The organism is Tenacibaculum sp. M341, from assembly GCF_004337695.1.
Classification (GTDB): Bacteria; Bacteroidota; Bacteroidia; order Flavobacteriales; family Flavobacteriaceae; genus Polaribacter.
On record NZ_SJXJ01000024.1, the window covers coordinates 39,433 to 61,324 of the forward strand.

The 21,892-nt window shown below is 29.8% G+C and carries 23 protein-coding genes; 9 read left to right on the forward strand and 14 right to left on the reverse strand.

Translation table 11 applies throughout. From position 1 onward, the window contains the following. Positions 1 to 147: 147 nt before the first annotated feature. The 7 genes from EYW44_RS19335 (at position 148) to EYW44_RS19365 (ending at position 10,574) form a co-directional block, all read left to right on the forward strand. Complete coding sequence (locus tag EYW44_RS19335) at positions 148 to 2,934, forward strand: Ig-like domain-containing protein (RefSeq protein WP_132726621.1); 2,787 nt, start codon at positions 148 to 150, stop codon at positions 2,932 to 2,934. Positions 2,935 to 3,667: 733 nt separating this feature from the next. Continuing rightward, positions 3,668 to 6,187, forward strand: a complete 2,520-nt coding sequence (gene nirB / locus EYW44_RS19340) for a nitrite reductase large subunit NirB (protein ID WP_132726624.1) — start codon at positions 3,668 to 3,670, stop codon at positions 6,185 to 6,187. Positions 6,188 to 6,379: 192 nt separating this feature from the next. Then, the gene (nirD, locus tag EYW44_RS19345) at positions 6,380 to 6,757 is read left to right on the forward strand and encodes a nitrite reductase small subunit NirD (RefSeq protein ID WP_132726627.1); all 378 of its coding nucleotides are present in this window, start codon (positions 6,380 to 6,382) and stop codon (positions 6,755 to 6,757) included. A gap of 9 nt (positions 6,758 to 6,766) precedes the next feature. Continuing rightward, positions 6,767 to 7,351 carry a DUF4202 domain-containing protein gene (locus tag EYW44_RS19350; protein WP_132726630.1) on the forward strand — a complete coding sequence of 195 codons (585 nt, stop codon included), beginning with the start codon at positions 6,767 to 6,769 and terminating at the stop codon, positions 7,349 to 7,351. A gap of 15 nt (positions 7,352 to 7,366) precedes the next feature. Further along, complete coding sequence (locus tag EYW44_RS19355) at positions 7,367 to 9,184, forward strand: ATP-binding protein (RefSeq protein ID WP_132726632.1); 1,818 nt, start codon at positions 7,367 to 7,369, stop codon at positions 9,182 to 9,184. Between the two features lie 57 nt (positions 9,185 to 9,241). Next, positions 9,242 to 9,910: a response regulator gene (locus EYW44_RS19360; RefSeq protein ID WP_132726635.1), complete on the forward strand. Its 669-nt coding sequence runs from the start codon at positions 9,242 to 9,244 to the stop codon at positions 9,908 to 9,910. Between the two features lie 196 nt (positions 9,911 to 10,106). Next, positions 10,107 to 10,574 (forward strand): CBS domain-containing protein, encoded by a 468-nt coding sequence (locus tag EYW44_RS19365; RefSeq protein WP_132726638.1) that lies wholly within the window; start codon positions 10,107 to 10,109, stop codon positions 10,572 to 10,574. 101 nt (positions 10,575 to 10,675) lie between these two features. Here EYW44_RS19365 and EYW44_RS19370 read toward each other — a convergent pair whose 3' ends face one another. The 3 genes from EYW44_RS19370 to EYW44_RS19380 are packed head-to-tail and all read right to left on the reverse strand — an operon-like array spanning position 10,676 to position 12,289. Beyond that, complete coding sequence (locus EYW44_RS19370) at positions 10,676 to 11,356, reverse strand: hypothetical protein (RefSeq protein WP_132726640.1); 681 nt, start codon at positions 11,354 to 11,356, stop codon at positions 10,676 to 10,678. Positions 11,357 to 11,406: 50 nt separating this feature from the next. After that, on the reverse strand, positions 11,407 to 11,757 hold the full coding sequence (locus EYW44_RS19375; RefSeq protein ID WP_132726643.1) for a hypothetical protein: 351 nt from the start codon (positions 11,755 to 11,757) through the stop codon (positions 11,407 to 11,409). Further along, entirely contained in the window at positions 11,747 to 12,289 is a 543-nt protein-coding gene (locus EYW44_RS19380; protein WP_132726646.1) for a GNAT family N-acetyltransferase, read from the reverse strand. Before EYW44_RS19380 ends, EYW44_RS19375 begins: the two co-directional genes overlap by 11 nt. 165 nt (positions 12,290 to 12,454) lie before the next feature. Here EYW44_RS19380 and EYW44_RS19385 point away from each other — a divergent pair, with 165 nt between their 5' ends. Beyond that, on the forward strand, positions 12,455 to 12,790 hold the full coding sequence (locus EYW44_RS19385; protein ID WP_132726649.1) for a single-stranded DNA-binding protein: 336 nt from the start codon (positions 12,455 to 12,457) through the stop codon (positions 12,788 to 12,790). Positions 12,791 to 12,891: 101 nt separating this feature from the next. Here EYW44_RS19385 and EYW44_RS19390 read toward each other — a convergent pair whose 3' ends face one another. From EYW44_RS19390 to EYW44_RS19410, 5 genes are all read right to left on the reverse strand, one after another. Continuing rightward, complete coding sequence (locus tag EYW44_RS19390; protein WP_132726651.1) at positions 12,892 to 13,347, reverse strand: DUF1801 domain-containing protein; 456 nt, start codon at positions 13,345 to 13,347, stop codon at positions 12,892 to 12,894. A gap of 17 nt (positions 13,348 to 13,364) precedes the next feature. Continuing rightward, the gene (locus EYW44_RS19395) at positions 13,365 to 14,765 is read right to left on the reverse strand and encodes a right-handed parallel beta-helix repeat-containing protein (protein WP_132726654.1); all 1,401 of its coding nucleotides are present in this window, start codon (positions 14,763 to 14,765) and stop codon (positions 13,365 to 13,367) included. Positions 14,766 to 14,883: 118 nt separating this feature from the next. Beyond that, positions 14,884 to 15,360, reverse strand: a complete 477-nt coding sequence (locus EYW44_RS19400) for an OsmC family protein (protein ID WP_132726657.1) — start codon at positions 15,358 to 15,360, stop codon at positions 14,884 to 14,886. 43 nt (positions 15,361 to 15,403) lie between these two features. Then, the gene (locus EYW44_RS19405; protein ID WP_132726660.1) at positions 15,404 to 16,048 is read right to left on the reverse strand and encodes a hypothetical protein; all 645 of its coding nucleotides are present in this window, start codon (positions 16,046 to 16,048) and stop codon (positions 15,404 to 15,406) included. A gap of 31 nt (positions 16,049 to 16,079) precedes the next feature. Beyond that, on the reverse strand, positions 16,080 to 16,490 hold the full coding sequence (locus EYW44_RS19410) for a hypothetical protein (protein WP_132726663.1): 411 nt from the start codon (positions 16,488 to 16,490) through the stop codon (positions 16,080 to 16,082). Positions 16,491 to 16,770: 280 nt separating this feature from the next. Between EYW44_RS19410 and EYW44_RS19415 the strand changes: the two genes are divergently transcribed. Next, the gene (locus tag EYW44_RS19415; protein ID WP_132726666.1) at positions 16,771 to 16,953 is read left to right on the forward strand and encodes a hypothetical protein; all 183 of its coding nucleotides are present in this window, start codon (positions 16,771 to 16,773) and stop codon (positions 16,951 to 16,953) included. A 57-nt stretch (positions 16,954 to 17,010) separates the two neighbouring features. On the opposite strand, the gene EYW44_RS19420 is transcribed toward EYW44_RS19415, so the two are convergent. The 6 genes from EYW44_RS19420 to EYW44_RS19445 form a co-directional block, all read right to left on the reverse strand. Then, positions 17,011 to 18,105 (reverse strand): hypothetical protein, encoded by a 1,095-nt coding sequence (locus EYW44_RS19420; protein WP_132726669.1) that lies wholly within the window; start codon positions 18,103 to 18,105, stop codon positions 17,011 to 17,013. A gap of 45 nt (positions 18,106 to 18,150) precedes the next feature. Further along, on the reverse strand, positions 18,151 to 19,107 hold the full coding sequence (locus EYW44_RS19425; protein WP_132726671.1) for a 2-hydroxyacid dehydrogenase: 957 nt from the start codon (positions 19,105 to 19,107) through the stop codon (positions 18,151 to 18,153). Positions 19,108 to 19,172: 65 nt separating this feature from the next. Beyond that, on the reverse strand, positions 19,173 to 19,568 hold the full coding sequence (locus tag EYW44_RS19430) for a hypothetical protein (RefSeq protein ID WP_132726674.1): 396 nt from the start codon (positions 19,566 to 19,568) through the stop codon (positions 19,173 to 19,175). Then, a complete protein-coding gene (locus EYW44_RS19435) occupies positions 19,569 to 19,949 on the reverse strand; it encodes a DoxX family protein (RefSeq protein ID WP_132726676.1) in 381 nt (126 codons plus the stop codon). It lies immediately after the preceding gene. Between the two features lie 2 nt (positions 19,950 to 19,951). Further along, entirely contained in the window at positions 19,952 to 20,596 is a 645-nt protein-coding gene (locus EYW44_RS19440) for a peroxiredoxin-like family protein (protein WP_132726679.1), read from the reverse strand. A 96-nt stretch (positions 20,597 to 20,692) separates the two neighbouring features. Beyond that, positions 20,693 to 21,559 carry an AraC family transcriptional regulator gene (locus tag EYW44_RS19445; protein ID WP_132726681.1) on the reverse strand — a complete coding sequence of 289 codons (867 nt, stop codon included), beginning with the start codon at positions 21,557 to 21,559 and terminating at the stop codon, positions 20,693 to 20,695. Positions 21,560 to 21,892 lie beyond the last annotated feature (333 nt).

A 21,892-nucleotide genomic window follows, 5' to 3' on the forward strand; every position in this document is an offset into this window, starting at 1 on the left:
TTAAACTAATTCCGCTTTAGAGTACCAAACATCTATAAGGTAATATTGACTTACTACAGGTTAACATTAATCTAATCAACATCTTTAACCTTTTCATATCATTGACAAATAAAAATTTAAACTAATATTAATCTTAAATTTAAAATTATGTTCCCTAACTCAATTTTAACATTTGTGTTTATTTTATTTACTTTTAATTTAAATGCAAAAGACTACTATGTTTCCTCAAAAACAGGAAATGACTCAAACCCTGGAACTTTAAACAACCCCTTTAGAACAATACAAAAAGCGGCAGACATAATGAACTCTGGCGATGTTTGTATTATAAGAGGAGGTGTTTATTATGAAAAAGTTATTGTAAAAGATAATAACGTAATCTTTAAAAATTATAACAATGAAAAAGTAATTGTGTCTGGTGCTAGTCCGATAAAAAATTGGATTGCTAGTAAACAAGGGCCAGGAATATATGAGGCTCCTTTTAGCGGTAGAGAAACTCAGTTTTCTATGTTATTTCTTAATAACAAACGTCAGAAAATGGCAAGATGGCCTAACAACACTACTGATGAAATGATGAATCCTAGAAATAAACAAACTGGATATGAAGCTTGTGAAGCTTTTCCAGGACTTAAAGGACGAAAAAGAAAAAAAGTTGTGTTTCCAAATCTATCTGGTTTTCCAAGAGATCATTTTAAAGGAGGAGTATTTAGAGGTATTACTGGTAAAAAATGGATGAACCCAATGGGTACAATTGTTTCTTCTAATGGAAAAGAGCTTCAAGTAGATGCAATTACAAAAGAATGGGTAAATGCGCAACCAGTTGTTACTGATGATACAGGATATGGTTACATATTTCATTTAAACGCATTAGATATGGAAGGTGAATGGTTTGAAAGTAATAACAAAATTTATTTTAAACCTCCAGGTGGTAGAAATCCAAATAATATGAATATTACTGCTAAAAAGAGAAAGTTTGCCTTTGATTTAACAAACAGAAGTTCAGTAACTATTCAAGGAATTAATATACATGCGGCATCTTTAGAAATGGTAAATACAAATAGCTGTAAAATATTAAAATCGTCAGTTCAATACTTATGGCCTTTTTTTACTAGAACAGGATATGCTGTTTCTAAAAGAGAACAAGGCGGTATTTTTATAGAAGGTAGTAATAACCTTTTTAAAGATAGTTATATAGCACATAGCTGGGGACATGGTATTTTTGTTAACAAAGGAAGAAATAATAAAATTGAAAATTGTAGACTCGAAGACTTAGGATGGATTGGTCAGTTTACATCTTCTATACAAAACTTTGGAGATAATACTATTGTAACTAGAAGTACTTTAGGTTCAACAGGTAGGTTTCATATTCGTACTAATGGCAGCATGAAAGTAACACATAATGATATTTATGATTGTATGAAAATGGGGCAAGATGCAGGCTCTATTCAAGCTACTAATGGAGGTGACTGGGGTAATGTTCTAGACTTAAAAGGTTCTGAATTTGCTTATAATTTAATTCACGATAGCACTACTCTTCCATGGAGAAGAAACAAACAATTTGTTTTAGCTTTTTATTTAGAAGGATGTTCTAATTATACAGTACACCATAATATTGTTTACAATTTTAAAACAGACATAGACCCAGAAGGTACATTTGTATATTTAGGTCCGCGTTTTACGCATGTTGAAAATGCATATTATTATAATAACACTATGTTTAATTGTGATAGAGGTGTTACTGCTTGGCAAAGAATAGGAAATGAAGGTACAGGTAGGTTTACTAATGTAAGAATGTGGAATAATCTTTTAGATGCTGGTGCTAAAGACTCTGAAAATACTCCTGGAGCAGGCATTCTCAGATCTATTAACAAGCAAAATGAAATAAGATATGCACATAACCAAGCAAATAATATTTTTGTTGATCCATCAAAAGGAAACTTTAGCCTTAAGCCTGGTAGTTCTCCAATAAATAAAGGAAGAAACATTTTTGGAATTACTGAAGGTCACGTAGGTTCTGCACCTGATGTTGGTGCTGTTGAATTTGGTAAAAACTTTCCTAAAGCTGGAGCTAATTTTAATTCGAATGCTTTTAATTTAGATACTACTCCTAATACAGGAGGAAATAATAATCCACCAAGTTTAGCGATCACATATCCTAAAAATAATCAGAAATATACATTAGGACAAAATGTATATATGTTAGCAAACCCTTCTGATAGCGATGGAAGCATTTCGAAAGTTGAATTTTACGATGGCGCACAGTTATTGCATAGTAGAACTACTGCTCCTTATGAATTTCCATACAGAACTGCTCCAGCAGGAAACAGAACTATTAGAATTGTTGCTTTTGATGATAAAGGAAAAACAACTGAAAAGTCAGTGAGAATTCTTGTAGAAAATAATAATATTCCACCTAGTTTAACTATTACATTCCCTAAAAATAATCAGAAATATGCACTAGGACAAAATGTATATATGTTAGCAAACCCTTCTGATAGTGATGGAAGTATTTCGAAAGTTGAATTTTACGATGGCGCACAATTAATTCATAGTAGAACTGTTGCTCCTTACGCATTTTCATATAGAACCGCTCCGGCAGGAAATAGAACAATTAAAATTGTAGCTTTTGACAATCAAGGAAAAACAACTGAAAAGTCGGTGAGAATCCTTGTAGGTAACAACAACTTTTTCCGTTCATCTTCTATTACAAACAATAAGAAAGATGATCTTGAACTTGTTGTTTATCCTAATCCTGCAGATAATGAAATTTATATTTCTAAATTACAATCTAACCACATAACTTGGAAGTTAGTCAACGTTCTTTCAGAAGAGTTATTATCTGGTAATACAGAGAAAATTGATATTTCAACCTTACCTTCAGGCACATACTATTTAATTTTATCTAACGGTTTAAAATCAACAATTATTAAAAAATAAGAATTTAAAAAATCAAAAAAGACTAACCTTAATTGGTTGGTCTTTTTTTATAAAAATAAAACACGTAGCAATACTAAAAACTATTTCATTCTTCATAAACCAGTTAGTTGAATATCTTAATCTACTTCATTATTAATATTTACAGGTTCAATTGTACTTTTCATAAACTCTCTTTTTACTTTCTCAAATAAAACTCAGCTTATTTATGTAGTAATACAACTATGTTTTTTAGAGGAAAGAAATGGGCTTCTGTAATTTTAGATATGAGATATTAAAAGTAGAGTTTTGCTTGAAGTCTGAAGTTAGAAGCTTGAAGTTGATTATTAATATAGTTGCTAAAAGAATACTTAATTGACTTTATATACAAGGTTTTTAGAAGAAAGAAACGAGAAAAAAGAAATGAGACATCTGTAATTTTAAATTAAAAGATATTATAATAAAGCTGTTGAAATCTGCTTACTAAAACATTGCATACTGCTCACTAAAAAAACAAGTGTTTTAGCTTCAAACTAATATATTCAAAATAATTCGCTTTAAATTTTATTGAAAAACAAAAATAACTACGTAATTTTTATTAAGTATTACAGATAAAATTACGTATTAATACTTATTTTTGTTTCTATGACAGCGTAATTATTTATTATCCAAACATTTCAACTAACTGATTTTTCACCAGTAAAGTTTATCTGATTTAATATTAAAAAATAATTACACAAACTAAACAACGTGTATTATGAAGCAAATTATTGTAGTAGGAAACGGAATGGTAGGCTATAAATTCTGTGAAAAGTTCATAGAAAAATCTAACAGTAAAGAATACCAAATTACCGTTTTTGGAGAAGAACCAAGACCTGCTTACGACAGAGTACATTTAAGTGAGTTTTTTGAAAATAAAAACGCACAAAAACTAGAAATGGCTCCGTTAGAATGGTATGCTAACAATAATATTGAACTTATTGTAAATACACGTGTTAATAGTATTGATAAAAAATCAAAAACAATTGAAACCATTCATGGTGAAGAATACTCGTACGACTACTTAGTTTTAGCAACTGGATCATCTCCATTTGTTCCTAATATTGAAGGAATAGAAAAAGATGGTGTTTTTGTTTACAGAACTATTGAGGATTTAGAAAATACATTGTCTTATGCTGATATCATTCAAAAAGGAAGAAAAGATAAAGTAAAAGCAGCTGTTTTAGGTGGTGGTTTATTAGGTTTAGAGGCTGCCAAAGCTGTTATGGACATGGGATTTGAGCCTCATGTTGTTGAATTTGCCCCTAAATTAATGCCCAGACAATTAGATAGACGTAGTAGTAATGTATTACAGGAAAAAATTGAATCGATGGGTATTAGTGTTTACTTATCAAAAATTACAAGTAAAATTTTAGGTGATTATGCTATCTCAGGAATGCAATTTGGCGAAGATGATAAGCTAGATGTAGAAATGCTAATTGTTTCTGCAGGAATTCGTCCTAGAGATGAACTAGCTAAAACTTGCAATTTAAAAACCGGAACTCGTGGTGGAATTTGGGTAAACAACAAAATGCAAACTTCTAATGAGCATATTTACGCTATTGGTGAGTGTGCGTTGTTTAATAATATGATTTATGGTTTGGTTGCTCCAGGATACGATATGGCACATGTTGCAGTACATCAAATTTTAGGAGAAACTGATGTATTAATGCAAGATGAAATTGATATGTCTACCAAACTTAAATTAATTGGTGTAGATGTAGCTAGTTTTGGTGAACCATTTATGCCTGTAGAAAAAGGGTATTCTGTAATTTTTGAGAATAAAACAAAAAGCACTTACAAACGTATTAATGTAAGTTTAGATAGAAAAAAATTACTAGGTGGTATTTTAGTTGGCGATGCTGCTGATTATAATATGCTACATCAAATTTATTTAAATGGACTTCCTATTCCTGAAGACCCCGAAGAATTAATCGTTGGAAGCAGGGGTCAAAATAGCAGTGCTTTTGGTAGCGTATTAGATTTGCCAGATGAAGCTCAAGTTTGTTCTTGCGAGAGTATCTCTAAAGGTGCTATCTGTACTGCTATTACAGAAGGTGGTTGTAGCTCGTTGAGTGATGTTGTTGATGCTACAAAAGTGACCACTGGTTGCGGTGGTTGTAAACCAATGGTGAAAGATTTAGTAAACGAAACACTTAAATCGTTAGGGCAAGAGGTGAAACAAGTGATTTGTGAACATTTTCACTACAGCAGACAAGAACTTTTTGATTTGATTAAGGTGAATAAAATTGAGACGTATGAAGAGGCTTTAGACAAATTTGGTCATGGTCATGGTTGTGAAGTTTGTAAACCTGCTTTGGCTTCTATTTTTGCTACAACTACTATGGAAACAGCCAATAAACAAGTAACAATTCAAGATACAAACGATCGTTTTCTTGCCAATATTCAACGTAACGGAACTTATTCTGTAGTACCAAGAGTTGCTGGTGGAGAAATTACACCTCATCAGTTAATTACCATTGGAAAAATTGGCGAAAAATATGATTTATATACCAAAATTACAGGAGCGCAACGTATCGATTTATTTGGTGCTCAAATTCATGAATTACCTCTTATTTGGAAAGAATTAATTGATGCTGGTTTTGAAAGTGGTCATGCTTACGGTAAATCATTAAGAGCCGTAAAAAGTTGTGTAGGTTCTACATGGTGTCGATTTGGAATGCATGAAAGTGTCACTTTTGCCATTGAAATTGAAAATAGATATAGAGGTCTGCGTGCGCCACACAAATTAAAAGGAGGAGTTTCTGGATGTATCAGAGAATGTGCCGAAGCTCGTGGTAAAGATTTTGGTTTAATTGCTGTTGATGGTGGATGGAATTTATATGTATGTGGTAATGGTGGTGCCAACCCTAAACATGCTATTTTACTTGCAGAACAACTTACCGATGAAACTGCTATTAAATATTTAGATCGATTTTTAATGTTTTACATAAGAACTGCTGAACCTTTAGTGAGAACTGCTCCTTGGTTAGACAAATTGGACGGCGGAATTGAATATTTAAAGCAAGTTATTATTGATGATGTACTTGGTATTGCTGAAACTTTAGAACATGAAATGCAAGCATTAATTAATAAATATGAATGTGAATGGAAACAAGCCATTGAAAATCCTGAAATGATGAAACGATTCAAGCATTTTGTGAATACAGATGATACAAATGATGAGTTAGTATTTGTTCCTATGAGAGAACAAAAAATGCCGAAAGCTTGGAGTTAATCTCTGGATAACACTTGATTTCAAGTGTTTAGAGAAGAGAAACGAGAAAAGAGAGACGAGATTTTATAAATATCATGGTAGAAATCACATGTGTTTGAATAGAGGAGCTCGGGTAAAAGGCTTGAGTGAAATATAATTCGTAATTCCTAATTTCAAATTCGTAATTGATTTAACTAACAAAATTTTAAAAACATGGAAGAATTATTAGATAAATACACCACCGTAGAAGAAACAAACACAAACGTTTGGTTTAAAGCAGGAAGTACTTCTTTATTTCCTCAAAATAGTGGCGCTTGCGTAAAATATAAAAACAAACAAATTGCTGTTTTCAATTTTACTAGAACAGGTAAATGGTATGCTTGTCAAAATTTATGTCCGCATAAAATGGAAATGGTACTGTCTTTAGGACTTATTGGAGATAAAAAAGGAACTCCTGTTGTTGCTTGCCCTTTGCATAAAAAAAACTTTTCATTAGAAAATGGAGCTGGTTTAACTGATGAAAGTTTACACATTGCCGTATATCCAGTTAAAATTAAAGATGGAAATGTGTATATTGGTTTTTCTGATTAATTAATTTTTATGAAACCAACACGTTTTGAAGCGGCAATTGCTTTAATTGACAATGAGAATGCTAAAGATCCGAATATACAAGAAGCTCATGGAATAACGTTTCCAAAGGAACTTTTGTACTCACAAAGAATGACACGAAAGCTTTTGCAATTTAAACCTAATGCTTCTAGAGCTTTACAAATAGCTGCCAGAGCTCAACATATTTGCAGATGGTCTATTCCTAGAGATTCGTATCCAATGGATAGAGTTGGTTATTTAAAATGGAGAGAAGAATTAAAAAAATCTCATGCTAAAATCACTTCTGAAATTTTAGAAAAAATTGGATACGATGAAGTTTTTGTTAAAAGAGTTGCTTCACTAATTTTAAAGAAACAACTAAAAAAAAATGAAGAATCTCAAACTTTAGAAGATATTATTTGTTTGGTTTTTTTAGATTTTTACTTTGAAGAGTTTGCTCAAAAACATACTGATGAAAAAGTAATCGACATTCTTAAAAAGACTATGAAAAAAATGTCTGAAGAAGGAAAACAAGAAGCTATGAAAATACAATTTTCAGAAAAAAGTTTATCGTTAATACAGCAGGCTATTGCTTAGAATCGCTTTATAAGAATGACCAAAAACTCTCATTCATTAGATCAACGAACCTTTAAAAAATTAAGTAACTTATATGTTTTAGCATTAAGTACCATTGCTATTTCTGTAATTGTAAGTCAGTTATTAATTAGAAATCATTTAAGAGATCAACAAAGTGATTCTACTATTATTAACATTGCTGGTAGGCAACGAATGCTGAGTCAGAAATTAACTAAAGAAGTTGTTCTACTCGCCATTGAGCCTTTAGCAGAAAAAAAAACTGCTTTAAAAGAACAGCTGAAAAGCACTCAAAATTTATGGATTCAATCGCATAAAGCTTTACAAGAAGGGAACGATAGCTTAGGCTTACCCGGTAATAATAGTGCTATTATTACTGAGCAATTCAATCGCTTAAATCCTATTTTTGAAATTATTGATACAGCTTCCAAAGATATTATTGCTGCTATTGAAGAAAACCCAAATGCTACTACAGAAGAGTATGCTAACAGTTTAAAAGCTGTTAAAAATAATGAGCAACAATTTTTAAAGCTCATGGATGCTATTGTAAACCAATACAATGAAGAAGCTAGTAAAAAGGTTAACAATTTAAAAACCTTAGAGCTTTTTTTAATGCTTCTTTCCTTAATTATTTTAATTGGAGAGTTTTTATTTATTTTTTGGCCCACAGCTAAATCAGTTAGAGCAACCTTGGCTGAATTACTTTTAGCTGAAAAATGTGCTAAAAAAATGGCTTTTGATGCAGATGAATTAAGTATTATGAAAGAAAAATCGGTGAAAGAACTAAAAGCCTTGAATCGAGCTATGGACGAAACTTTATTATCTGCACGAATTTTACCTAACGGAACTATAGTACATATTGGAAATCGTTTTTCTAAACTTTTTAAACACTCAAAGCATAACACCACAACATTATTCTGGAACCTGCTTTCTAAAGATAAAAATGAGCAACTAATTATTGAAAACTTAATTAACAAGCATAAAAAAACAGGTTGGCAAGGTGAAGTAAAGGCTACAAATTATAATAATCAAGATATTTGGCTAGAAATGGCTATTATCCCATACAATGCTACTCAAGAAAAATCGGAACTTTTAATTATTGCTTCTGATATTTCTGATAAAAAAATTGCTCAATTAGAAATTGATAAATTAAAACAAGAGGGATTTGAAGAACGAATGAATCAGCAAAAAATCATTTCTCGAAAAATTATTGAAAATCAAGAAAAAGAACAAAGCAGAATAGCCAAAGATATTCATGATGGTATTGGACAAATGTTGACTGGATTGAAATTTAATCTAGAAAGTATCAATCCGAATGACATTGAAAAAACCAACTTAAAAGTTCAACAACTTAAAGATCAAACTTCTGATATTATTAAAGGTGTTAGAACCTCTACTTTCAACTTAATGCCTTCTGAATTATCTGATCATGGATTGGTTCCTGCTTTATCTAAATTGACAAAAGAACTGACCAAACTAACTGGTAAAAACATTGTGTTTTTTAATAAAACAAATTTTAATGATCGTTTAGATAGTTTGGTTGAAATTAATATTTATAGAATTACCCAAGAAGCTATTAATAATGCTATTAAATACGCTAACTCTTCTCATATTTTACTTTCAATTTCACATAGCGATACCATTTTAAGTGTTGTAATTGATGATAATGGTGTAGGATTTGATTCAGAAAAAAAGAAAAAAGGTGTTGGTGGTATGGGACTCACTTTTATGAAAGAGCGTATTAAATATGTAAATGGACGTATATTTTTAAATTCTGAAAAAGGACAAGGTACCAGAGTTACCTTAAATATTCCTTTAAATAAAGCCCTACAATAGCCTCTTATGTTAGATTACACTGTTTTATGTATTTTTGTTAAGTATATCGTATAGTTTATGAAAATGATCAATGTTGTTTTAGTAGATGACCATGTTTTGGTAAGAGATGGAATTAAGGCTCTTTTAGAAGATCAAAACACAATTGAAGTTGTTAATGAAGCCTCTAATGGAATGGATGCTCTTGAAATTGTAAAATCAATAATTTCTGATACTGTTTTTATTGTTGATATTAGAATGCCTGAAATGAGTGGCATTGAAGTAGTATCAACCATTAACAACTCTTATGGAAATAAACCTATTAAAACATTAATGCTTTCTATGCACGATTCTGAAGAGTATGTTGTAAAATCTATTCAGGCTGGTGCCGATGGTTATCTTTTAAAAGGATCAAGCAAAGAAGAGTTTTTAAAAGCTTTACAGAAAATTGCTGAAGGTGGTAAATATTTCTCTGGGGATGTTTCTGGTGTAATTATGAGTAATTTTGTGAATAGAAATGCCATAGCAACTTCAACTAAAAAAGATGCTAGTGAAAATCCTTTCAAGCTTACTAAAAGAGAAAAACAAATTTTAGATTTAGTACTTCAATTAAAAAACAATAAAGACATTGCTGAAGAATTAAATATTAGTAAAAGAACTGTAGAAGTGCATCGTTTTAACTTAATGAAAAAACTAGAAGTTAAAAACATACTTGAACTTAGCCACAAGGCAAGTGCTTATAATTTGTAAGAATTTGACTCCGTAATTATTTTATATATCAAACAACATATTATTCTACTTAATGTAAGTTAGTATTTCTGAGATAAATCTTTGTTTTTGCTTCCTAACAAGCACCATTCATTGTTATAAAAAATAGGTCAACCTACTCATTTTGTTGATGTTATTAAAAATTCACTATATTTAGTTGTCTTAAAATCAATAAATTATGAGTTTTAAAAGTTTTCAAGGTAGAAGAACCACCGCCACTAAAAGTGAATCGGCACCTATTTTAGTTTCTGATTACATGAGTACAAAATTAATTACGTTTAAAGAAAATCAACCTATTGAGGAGGTTATTGATACTTTAATTCGTAATAAGATTTCAGGAGGACCTGTTGTAAATGATAAAAATGAACTTATCGGAATTATATCTGAAGGAGATTGCATGAAACAAATTTCTGAAAGCAGGTATTACAACCTTCCTGTAGATAGTAATAACACCGTAGGAAAAGCAATGGTACGCCAGGTAGAAACTATAGACGGAACTATGAATATTTTTGATGCTGCCAATAAATTTCTAGAATCAAAAAGAAGACGGTTTCCAATAGTAGAAAACGGAAAATTAGTTGGACAAATAAGTCAAAAAGATGTTTTAAAAGCTGCTATGACATTAAAAGGAAACACTTGGAAATAAGATCGCTTTACCATCAATTTAAAGTTTCTTTGTTTGAAGCTGGACGCCAGAAGTTAAAAGGAATCTTCGAAGCTCCAACTTCAGACTTCTAATACTATTGCCTAAACTTTATTCACTAAATGACTAGACAAATCTGTAATAATTAACTTTTGTTTATCTCTACTTTCTAAAGTAGCTATTTTAGAATAAGAATACCCTTCAATAGACTCATTTAACTCTTTCCAATTTGCAATTCCTGCTACAGTTATCTCCTCTCCTACCTCTATAATTCCTTCTGAGTAACGTAACGATTTATTAAAACCAAAAAAGTTAGTTCCTTTAATATTGTATCTTTTTAATAAAGCTTCAAACTCAGGAGTAGGATCATTAAAAGTCCCTGATGATACTGTACTATCTTTAACTAAATAACGTTTATAATTTTTAGGTCTTTTAGTTGGATTTACAATTAATTGATCTCCATTTTTTTCTATAAAAAACGGTTGTATTTCGTCTCTATCTAAAATAGTAACCCAACGAGAACTATTATTATTTGAACGTCTTTTTTCTTCTATTACAATATTATAAAACACACATTTACGTTTACTAAAAGGAGCTATTAAAGGCTCTTGAACATGTAATGCTTTTCCTGTTATTTTAGTAAGCTCATTTTTCCTAATACTAATGATTGATCTTGTATTCGGAATTTTTCTTAATGTTCTTTTAATAATCTGTTTACTATTGAAATAAAAAACAATAAATAGCACAAAAGCAATAACAATTGAAATGAAGAAAAACAAATACATAACATTTTTTTAATTGCTTATATGTAGGTTATTTATTTAAATTGTTACAATTAATCTTGCTTCACCAATAAAAACACTTCGTTATCTAACTCTAAATAACCTTGATCGTAGACATAAAAATAAGTGTTATTCGTTTTAGTTACATAACGAGATGTGATGAACTTAAAATCAAAACCTCTGTCAAATAATTTGCGTCGTGTTACTTTAGTTTTACCTCCAGCATTTAAATCGCATAGAATTTTATAGTTTTTTCTTAATCGATTATTAGTATTTCTAATAAGGTTTTTACTCTCTTTATTTACCTTATTATTAAAAGCATTTCTACAATAATCAGAGCAGAATTTTTTATCAACTCTACCAACTACTTTATCTCCACACTCTAAACATTTTTTAACTTCCATAATCTGCTTTACTCAACTCATACCATTTTGCATCTGTACCCTCAATATCAAAGTTATTTACATACTTGAGCCCTATTTTCTGTAAAATTTTGTTTGATCCAATATTATCAGTTTCCGCTGCTCCATAAATTATATCGTAATTCATTTGTTTAAATCCGAATTCTAAACAAGCAATAGCCGATTCAGAAGCATATCCTTTTCTCCAAAAAGAAGGTAATAAACGATATCCAATATCAATAAAATTTGTAAATCCGTTTAACTCTTCTTTCGCCCCTTTGTTAAACTTTAATCCAGACCAGCCAATAAAATTACCCGAATCTTTTTCAAAGGCAGCAAATCTTCCAATTCCATTTTCTTGGTACTGTTTTTTAAAGAACTCTATAATCTCTTCTGCTTGTTTTTGAGTTGTAATTGTTTTTTTACCTAAATACTCGTGTACTTCTTTGTTTGAATCTAATTGAAAAATATGATCTACATCATTATCTGTAAACTCCTTTAAAATCAACCGTTCAGTTTCTAAATATAATTCCATGATTTCAATTTTTTAAAGCCTAAAAATAGTAAAAATAATCAATTACATTCGTTTACAAACGAAAACAAACGTTTAACAACCGAAAATAACTTGCTTTGGTTCCGATCTTTGCAGTGTCATTATTTAATGGCAATGTCTTAACTGTTTAACGAAAAAATAATACTTATGAATGCACTTAAAAACAAGGTACAGTTAATTGGGAATCTAGGAAACAAACCAGAAATTAGAATATTAGATTCTGGTAAAAAATTGGCTAAATTTTCACTAGCCACCAATGAAACGTACAAAAACAATCGAGGAGAAAAAATAACAGACACACAATGGCATAATGTAATTGCCTGGAACAAAACCGCCGATATTATTGAAAGCTATGTAAATAGAGGCGATGAAGTTGCTATTGAAGGAAAATTAACATCGAGAAGCTATGAAACAAACGAAGGAGAAAAACGCTATATCACAGAAATCGTTTGTAATGAAATTTTAATGTTAGGAAATAAATAGAGGGGAGAATTGCTAAAGTCAACCAAAAAGAAATTAAAAGAAGAAAAAGATAATCCCAGTGAAAATGCTAATTCACTGGGATTTTGATTTTTTACGCTAAATTATCTCTTAATATTTTCTTCGTAAACCTGAATCCAATCCTCAACACTCATTTTAGTGCATAATTCTGCAATTAATTCATAAGGAATATCGTCCATTTTTTTAAATCGAATACAACTTTTTCCCATATCTAACTTTCGTTTGCAATGTTTTGGATATGCTGCTACAAACCAATCTAATAATTCTTTTTTAGCATAAATTCCGCTATGATATAAGTTTACTGAATTCTTTTGAGAAGCAATATTCATAAAAGGTAATGGTAGTTTTGGATCACAATGATACCCTTTGGAATACACAGAATGCGGTACATAATAACCGATCATATTATAATTGATACCTTCCTCAAAACCATCTGGCAAATTACTTTTTATGACCTTACGTAACTTTTCTACTACTTCTTTTCTTTCTTCTGGAAGTTGAGAAATATACTCTTCTGGTGTATTTGCTTCGTATTTCATTTAAAATTTCAAATATTTTAATTTATCCAACAACCATCCCAAGGTGTGTTTGATAATGGAATATCAAAAGCTTGGTTATTATATGTATTTCCAGAAGCTGTTCCGCTTACTTGTAAAAAACGATACGCCCAACATTCATTATCATGTACTACTTTATTATTTTCTAAAGTAAGATTCTCCATTTCTTTGAAAGCCAAATGTCCATTATCCATAAAATTCTCTTTTATAACTAAATCAGCTCCCTTGTACATATACATTCCACAGTTATTTAGTGTATTATTTAAAATGTACGTAGTGGCAGGATTTGTTTTTGCATTATCGTTAGAATACATAATAATACCATTCCAATTATTTACAGATACCGTTCTCATGGTAATGCTATTATTTTCTACAGTCATATCTGCATTTTTCCAATAAACTAATGGTCCATCAATGTACTGGCTATCTTCTCCTTGAAGAAGTATATTATTAGCTACTAATACATTTTTACCATCAGTATTTACAATATCTCCTCCCCTATTATTGTGAAAATAATTATCTCTTATTTCAATATTTTCATTGGTTCTTCCTGCTCCTTCTAAATCTACTCCAAACTGAGGTGAAGTTCCATTTGTATGATGAATTTCATTTTTCTCAATTAAAACATTCGCGCTTCCTACTAAAGAAACTCCTTGTCTTCTATTATCTGAAAAATTTGAACGTCTAATAACAATATCAGTCAGCTTTTGTTCTTCTCCTTTTGGGCTTCCAACTAATAAAACACCATCTCCATTCGCTTTTGCCAATGTTAAGTTTTCTAACGTAATTAATTTACTTTCTCCTTCAATACAAATTAAATGCCCTTCATCATGTACAATACTTCCGTCAGATTCTCTTGGGGTATAAACATGCTTATCTCTATCTCCTAAAATCATACCACCCGAAACAACTACATTCGATTTATTACGAATAGCAATTGCACAATAGTTCCATTTATCATTTGCTGTCATTTCAATAACAGCTTCTTTGTCTAATAAAAAAGCCACATTACTGTCTAAAGTAATTCCGGCATAATAAATATCATTTCCTTCTTTACCTATTAAATAATTACCTGCTGGAAGTCTTATAATTCCATAACCTTCTCCAATTGCCCAATCAATGGCAGCTTGTAAATTATTGGTGGTTTTTACTGGATCTTGTCGGTCATTAGGAATATCCCAACGATCTAATTCTATAATATATTCGTTTGAAGAAATTTCTGGATATGGAATTGTAGTTACTGGATCCATAACTCCGTTGAAAGGATTTGGATTGTTTGGATCTGTATCTGAAAGTACAATTGGTGTATTGTCGTTTAAACTAATTGCTGGATCTTCTCCGCACGATGTCATTAATAATGAAAGTGTAAAAACAATTATGGGGATGTTTTTTAGATTCATGATTGAAATTTTTGGTTACAATTTACGTTTTTTAACGTTACCTGTTACTCTTTTAACTTCAATTCGCTGTTTTTATTATAAATACGTTGGTTTTGTACTGAAATACACTCTTTGTAGACTAACTTTTATCTACAATTATCTGCGGACTATGCCCTATTTTAAAATTACAAGAGTTAGCTATAAAACACATTTTATTAGCTTCTTCATGTAATTCATTTGCTTTCTCAATCATATTTTTATCTGTAATTTTTACTATTGGATGTAAAGTTACTTCAGTGAATTTTCCACTTCCATTATCCATTTCTTCCATTACTCCTGTTGCGTTATCTACATATTCAGTTACTATAATTTTATGTACAGAACATAAGTGTAAATACCAAAGCATGTGACAAGATGATAAAGAGGATAAAAAAAAATCTTCTGGATTATATCTTGTTTTATCTCCTAAAAAAGAAGGATCAGATGAACCTTTTATTGCATCGTACTTCCCTTCTGTTGTAATTGTATGATTCCTATTGTACGATTTATAATTTAAAGTTCCCTTACCTTCATTGCCTGTCCACTCTACTTTTACTTGGTAGTTATGTTTTTTCATGTTAATTATTTATGTTGAAACACTAAAGAGTAAACTTAATATTTTATTTGTTTTTCAAGGCTTCTTTTATCTTTAAATATGTTCTAAAACTAAATTCATTAATCGCATTTTCAACCATTATTTTGGGTTCTGCATTAATGCCTCCATAAGCTATATGTCCAGAAAACACATACGATTCTCTTGGTTCTGTATTATGAGAAATATTTGTTGATACTTCAGAATAATAAACTCCATTTAAAAACAGACTCCCTCTTATTTCGAAAATGAAAAAATCTTTATGATCGTTTCCTAAATACTCTGTTTGATCATTACTGTAAACCGCTACAGATTCGGAAAAGCCTTTAAATATTAATTTATCAATTCTTATTTTTAAATCATTAGAACCTGCATTACAAAATATGTTACGATTCTTAAACTTCTCTATTAAAAAGCTTTGAACATTAAACGTTTTATCAATATTCTCTTCTGAGATATCTTCAAAGAAAAAAGCCGCATTTGCAATGTCTGTAACTAATTCAGGTGTATATTCTAATTCTACAGCTAAAGGAGTATCAAACTTTTTATTTTTCCATCTAAAATCGTTGTGAATATTTCTAGTAGAAAAAAGATTGCACGCACAAAAAATACTTGAGGTCAGTAATAGAAAACTGTAGTAAGTGAATCTTTTATTCAACGCTATTTTAAACATGATTATTTATAATTAAATAGACTGAAAATTATTATGGTAGCATTTTTACTGCAATACCTTTATAGAATCTTGCGGTATAAGTCGTTTTATTTTCTTCATCAAAATCAAAAATAATTCCAGATTTCCTATCTATATATCCGCTTTGGATAGCTATCACGGCATCAGCACATTTTAATTTTGCTTCTTCTTTTAGCTTTTGTAAAATTTCATTGTCTGTATCGCTATTGCTTCCTGTTACTTCTATCAATCCTTTCTTCTTATATGAAAAATGAATAGGCTCACCGTTAAAAAAAAGGGTTGTTTCTTTGATATTTTCCACCAAACAATCTGGCTTAGATAATTCAGTGTAAGACACATCAGTACTATATCCATGAAAAATAACAGAACATCCAGAAAGTAGTATTGAAAATAAACAAATTGTTATAGCAAAAGTAGTTTTCATAGTTCATCTAATTTTTATGACCGAAAACGTATCAAACTTAATGCCACTTCATGTTTCATACATAAAAATATATACTTAACAACATTACTCGTTAAAATGCTTATTTGATCGTGTAAAAACAAACACAAACAACTAAACTACAACAAATTAAATCTTACAAACACGACAAAAAAATTGTACTTTTAAATTTAACAAAATTCTTTCGCGAGGAATAGACATATCTCTTGAGTGTCTTTAAATTGTTCAAGAGTTTAATCAATTTAATTAAATCATTATTTTTATGAAAAAACAAATTTTAAACTTAGGAAAAAAACTAAAAAAAGAGGAGCAAGAAGTAATTAAAGGTGGTAGAATATTTTTTGATTGCAATGACTTTTGTAGATCTAGTTGGAGAGACAGAGAGTATTACATTCAAATTCAGTTAGAACAGTATGGAATTGACTGGTCTCACTGCTCTTGCTAAAATATAAGTATTAAAAAAAACATCCGAATATGCTTCGGATGTTTTGTGTTTTTTAAACTATTCTTCTTTTTTAAATCGATTTAGAATATCTGCTAATTGACTTTTAATATAGTCTGAAGTTGTAGGGTGATTTAGTTTATTAATCATATACACCTGTACCATTGGATGATACCTCCCTATAGTTTCTAAAGACCAATCTGCTGCACTTCCAATAGCATATTTCAACAATTCGTCTTGGGGCAAACTTTTGGCTTGTTCTTCAGTAATATCCTTTTTATAATACAATACAGAAATAATTTTTTCTACATTTTCATATTTACCATTGGCAAAAAACATACTCCATAACATATCCAATTCGGTTGGATGCGTAATTTCTAACTCTAAAGGACTTTGAAATTCGCTTCTAAACTCATGAAGAATTTTCAATTCTTGCTCAGAAAAGCCTAAAGAATCAACCTCTTCATACTTAGATCGAGCAAATACAATATTTAAACCATTTCTTTGCAATTGAGAGCATTCTCCTTTAGATAATAGTTTTTTAATTTCTTCTACTAAAAAAGGTGAATTGTTTAATGCTTCTACATAAAAAATAATACTTTGATCTTGATTTAAAATATCGTTTTCTTCTAAACTTTTAAAGTAATTTGAAATTAGCTCTGTTGGTTTCGGATCTAGATAATAATTCTGTCTCCAATCTTCTATTTCACCTTCTCTCTTTTGAAAAAAGTCTATTTCCTTTTTACTGAAAGTTAATGTTTGTTCCACTTCTTTATCTTCTCCAGAGTTGGTATCATGTACTTGTAAAATAAACTTGTACTCTCCTTCTTCATCCTCTTCGGTAAACTTAAACTTAGGAAGCTCTGGAAATAAAATAAATCCAATTTCCTTTTCTAAATCTCCTACCAATGTTGTTTCAAAAGTATTTGGTAACACCTTACTTGTTTCAGTGTGTTGTAAAAAGCATTTTATTTTAAGGTTAATCTTACTATCTTTAATAGTATACTTTCCTAATAAAATTAAAGCTTGAAATTCTTGATTCGGTATTAATTCGAATACACCAGAAAATCTTGGTGTCGTTATTCCTTTTGTTCTTTCCCATAGATCATCAACAAAAGTACTTAACGTTGGAATAAGGATGGTATCTTTATTCATAATAATTTATTTGGTTTTATTGTTGTTACAATATAGACAAATTACTTAACTAAAAGCAGCTTTTACTTTATCAACAATAGTTTGTGCTAATTTTTCTTTACTCTCAACCGTCCAACCAGCAACGTGCGGAGATAGAATTACTTTTTCTGATTGAATTAAATATTGAAATGCTTCAGGCATTTCTACTTCACTAGAGGTATCACTCTTTTTAAAAAGATTTTCGAACGATTTTTTTTCATATTCTAGTACATCTAAACCAGCTCCTAAAACTTTACCTGATTCTAACGCAGTTACCAAATCTTTAGTCACTAGCGATTTTCCACGTGCTGTATTCACCAACCAAAACGACTTTTTAAACTGATTGATAAACTCTAAATTCACCATATTTACAGTCAATGCTGTCTGTGGGGTATGTAAACTAAGTACATCTGCTTTTTGTTGTAATTCTTGTAAAGAAACTTGTGTACAATTTTCATCTCCAACACCTTCTTTTATATCGTAACAAAGCACTTCAACATCAAACCCACGTAACTTTTTTGCGAATGCCTTTCCCATGTTTCCGTAACCAATAAGTCCAACAGTTTTACCATCCAACTCAATACCGCGATTCTCTTCACGTAACCATTTACCTGCTCTTACTTCTTTATCTGCCTTATTTAATTTATTAAAAAGAGACAACAACATTCCTAATGAATGCTCTCCAACGGCATTTCTATTTCCTTCTGGAGCAGAAATCAATACAATTCCTTTTTTTTCTGCATACTCACAATCTATATTCTCCAATCCAGCTCCAACACGTCCTATAAATTTTAAATTTGTTGCTTTATCTAAAAACTGTTTATCAATAGTAAATCTACTTCTAATTACAATACCTTCATAAGCAGCTATTTTATTTTCAATTTCTTCTTTTGACGAGGTGTAATCTTCATGATTTGTATAACCTAAATCTTTTAGCTGATTTAGTAATAAAGGATGGTTAGAATCTATATGAAGTACATTCATAGTATAAAATTATTTAGATTGTAAATTTAAAAAACCCAAGTTTATAAACTTAGGTTTTTTAAAAATTATAATACAGGATGTGTAAAAATAACCTCACGAATTACTTGCCATTTTTCTTCTTCTAAAACCAAGTCAATGCTCAAGGTTAAAGTATCTTCTTTTCCTGTTAAGTTTACTTTTCTTGTTATTAATACATGAGCTTTATTTTTATGAACATTTATATGATTAAAATGCGCCCAAGAATTTAAATATTCCTCATTATTAGCTCTTTTAACTTCAAAAAGTTTTTTAAAATCTTTTTTATTTGAAATAGAAACATTTCCCGAAGAATCCATAAAAGAAACTTCTAAATTATTATGATATACAGCATCTAACGCTTCAATATCATAAGTAGTTCCGGCTTTTATTAAGCCTTCTATTGCTAGCTTTACATTAGTGATTGCTTTCTCTTTATTTTCCATTTATAATATTTTTTCTTGTTTATAAACCCCATAAACTTTTCTGTCCCAAATCCATGATACAATAGTTAAAATAGTAGCTAAAACAGAAAACAAGTACTCGCCATCTAAAACCATCAAATGAGCAAAAAAAGCTAAAACTGCATCAAAAAGAAATCCTGCATATGCCAATTCTTTCAGAAATAAAGAGACTCTTGTTAAAATAACTACAGGTGCAATTATTTTTAAAACTGCTAAAGGGTATATAATCCAAGTTGGAAAACCTAAGCTGATGAAAAAACCTTCTGCTCTAGGATAATTAAAAATATACATCATAGCGCCCATGATAAATAGAAGACATAAAAGTATTGTAGAAACCCAATAAATTATTTTTGTTATACTCATTTTTACAAACTTTTTAAATTTTCTAATAATGTCGAAGGCTCTAAACGAGTCATATAATCCTCTTCAAAATGTGTAAATACAATTTTCATAGTTTTATCAATCACATATACTGCAGGAACAGGTAGTTCATCATTAGTATTTCCATGAAATTTTGAAAGGTCTAAACCAAAATTTTCATATTCCCTTTTTGTAGCTTCATCTAATTGAAAAACAATTCCGATTTTCTTCATTAGTTGAGCGTTGATATCTACAACTAAAGGAAAATTAATAGCATTTTTATTGGTAGTTTCTTTTGCAAACAATGGCAATTCAGAACTGATTCCAATAATATCAATATTTAACTTATTAAATTCTGAATGCAATTCTTCATAAGCCCTTAATTCCATATTACAATACGGACACCATCCTCCTCTGTAAAAATTTAAAATTAGATAATCACCTTTTATAAAACTACTTAATAAAGACTCTTTTCCCTCTACAGTAGTTAATAAAAGGTCTTCAATATAGTTTCCTTTTTGTAACGATCTTTGTTTTAACTGTTGTTTTTCAATACTTATGATACTGTTTTCAAGTACTTGAACTACCGATTGAGGCATTCTTTCCATTGTAGCATCTTTCATTTGTTGTAACTCCTCTTGTAAAGTCATTTGTATATTATTTAATGCTACAAATTTCTGAAAGAGAGAAAAGAAAAGACTTATCTATTCAATCATTAAAATAGTCAATATCTAACTTTACTTTTTTTATTTCAAGTTTTTTTGATATTGATTTGGAGTTGTATTGGTGAATTTTTTAAAAAATCTTATAAAATTAGAAGGCTCTTTAAATCCCATTTTAAAAGCAATCTCTTGAGATGTAAAAGTTCGATCTAACAAACACCTTTTTATTTCTAATATAAGCCAAGTATCTAAAAAAGCTTTTGCTGTTTTATTACTAATTTCTTTACAAACATCGTTGAGGTATTTATAAGATACCGATAACATATTGGCATAATCTACTACATTATGAGTTTCATGATAATGCTCTGTAATTAATTGTTGAAACTGTACAAAGTCTTTAAATCTTTTGCTTTCAAATGTTTTATGCTTATATACAGATAATCGCTTTATTTGTAAGAGTAATGCTATTAAGGACGCATTGATAATATCAGCTTTTAAATTAAGATCTTTGCTTTGGTGTGTTTCTATTAAAATATTTAAAAATGGATGCAACACTTTTAAATCTTCCTTAGCAATTAAAATACTAGGACTATGAAAAATATGTAGAAAATGAAATAAGTTTTTATGGCTAATATTATGAGTTATAAAACTATCTTCAAAAGAAATAACAACTCCTTCTACTTCAAGATTTTTATTAAATGAATGTACTTGATTTTTTAAAAGTGGTAATATAGTTCCTGGTGATAATGTTACCTCTTTAAAATCTATAAAATGCTTACTGATTCCTTTTGTAATAATAATTAAAGCATGAAAAGCAATTCTATGTGTTATTGACATATCGTAATTACTTTCTTCACAACGCTTATATAGTTCTTTTAAACTAATTAATTCAAAAGGTATAGGTTGATTTACAAATCTTGAAAATAGAATATTCTCTATATCATCATTCACTTGTTGTATTTTTATTTAAATATAACAAACCTAATATTATTAAAATTGGTACCAAAACACAAATCACCACAGATGCTTGTATATAATCCAGTCCCAAAACCTTAAACCAATTCAAGAAATTGACAGACTCATCAAATAACCAGCTAGAAAAATACTCAAAGTCAGGAATTAAAAATAAGATAACACCTACAAATGCCAGAAAACTTATTACAACCCGTTGTGCATTTAGATAAAAGTTGTGCTTACAGCTAATAAGCCTTAAATTAATGTCACCACAACAATTAATTTATGCACAACTTTCGAGCAAATTACGACAAAATATTAGAAGTTTTT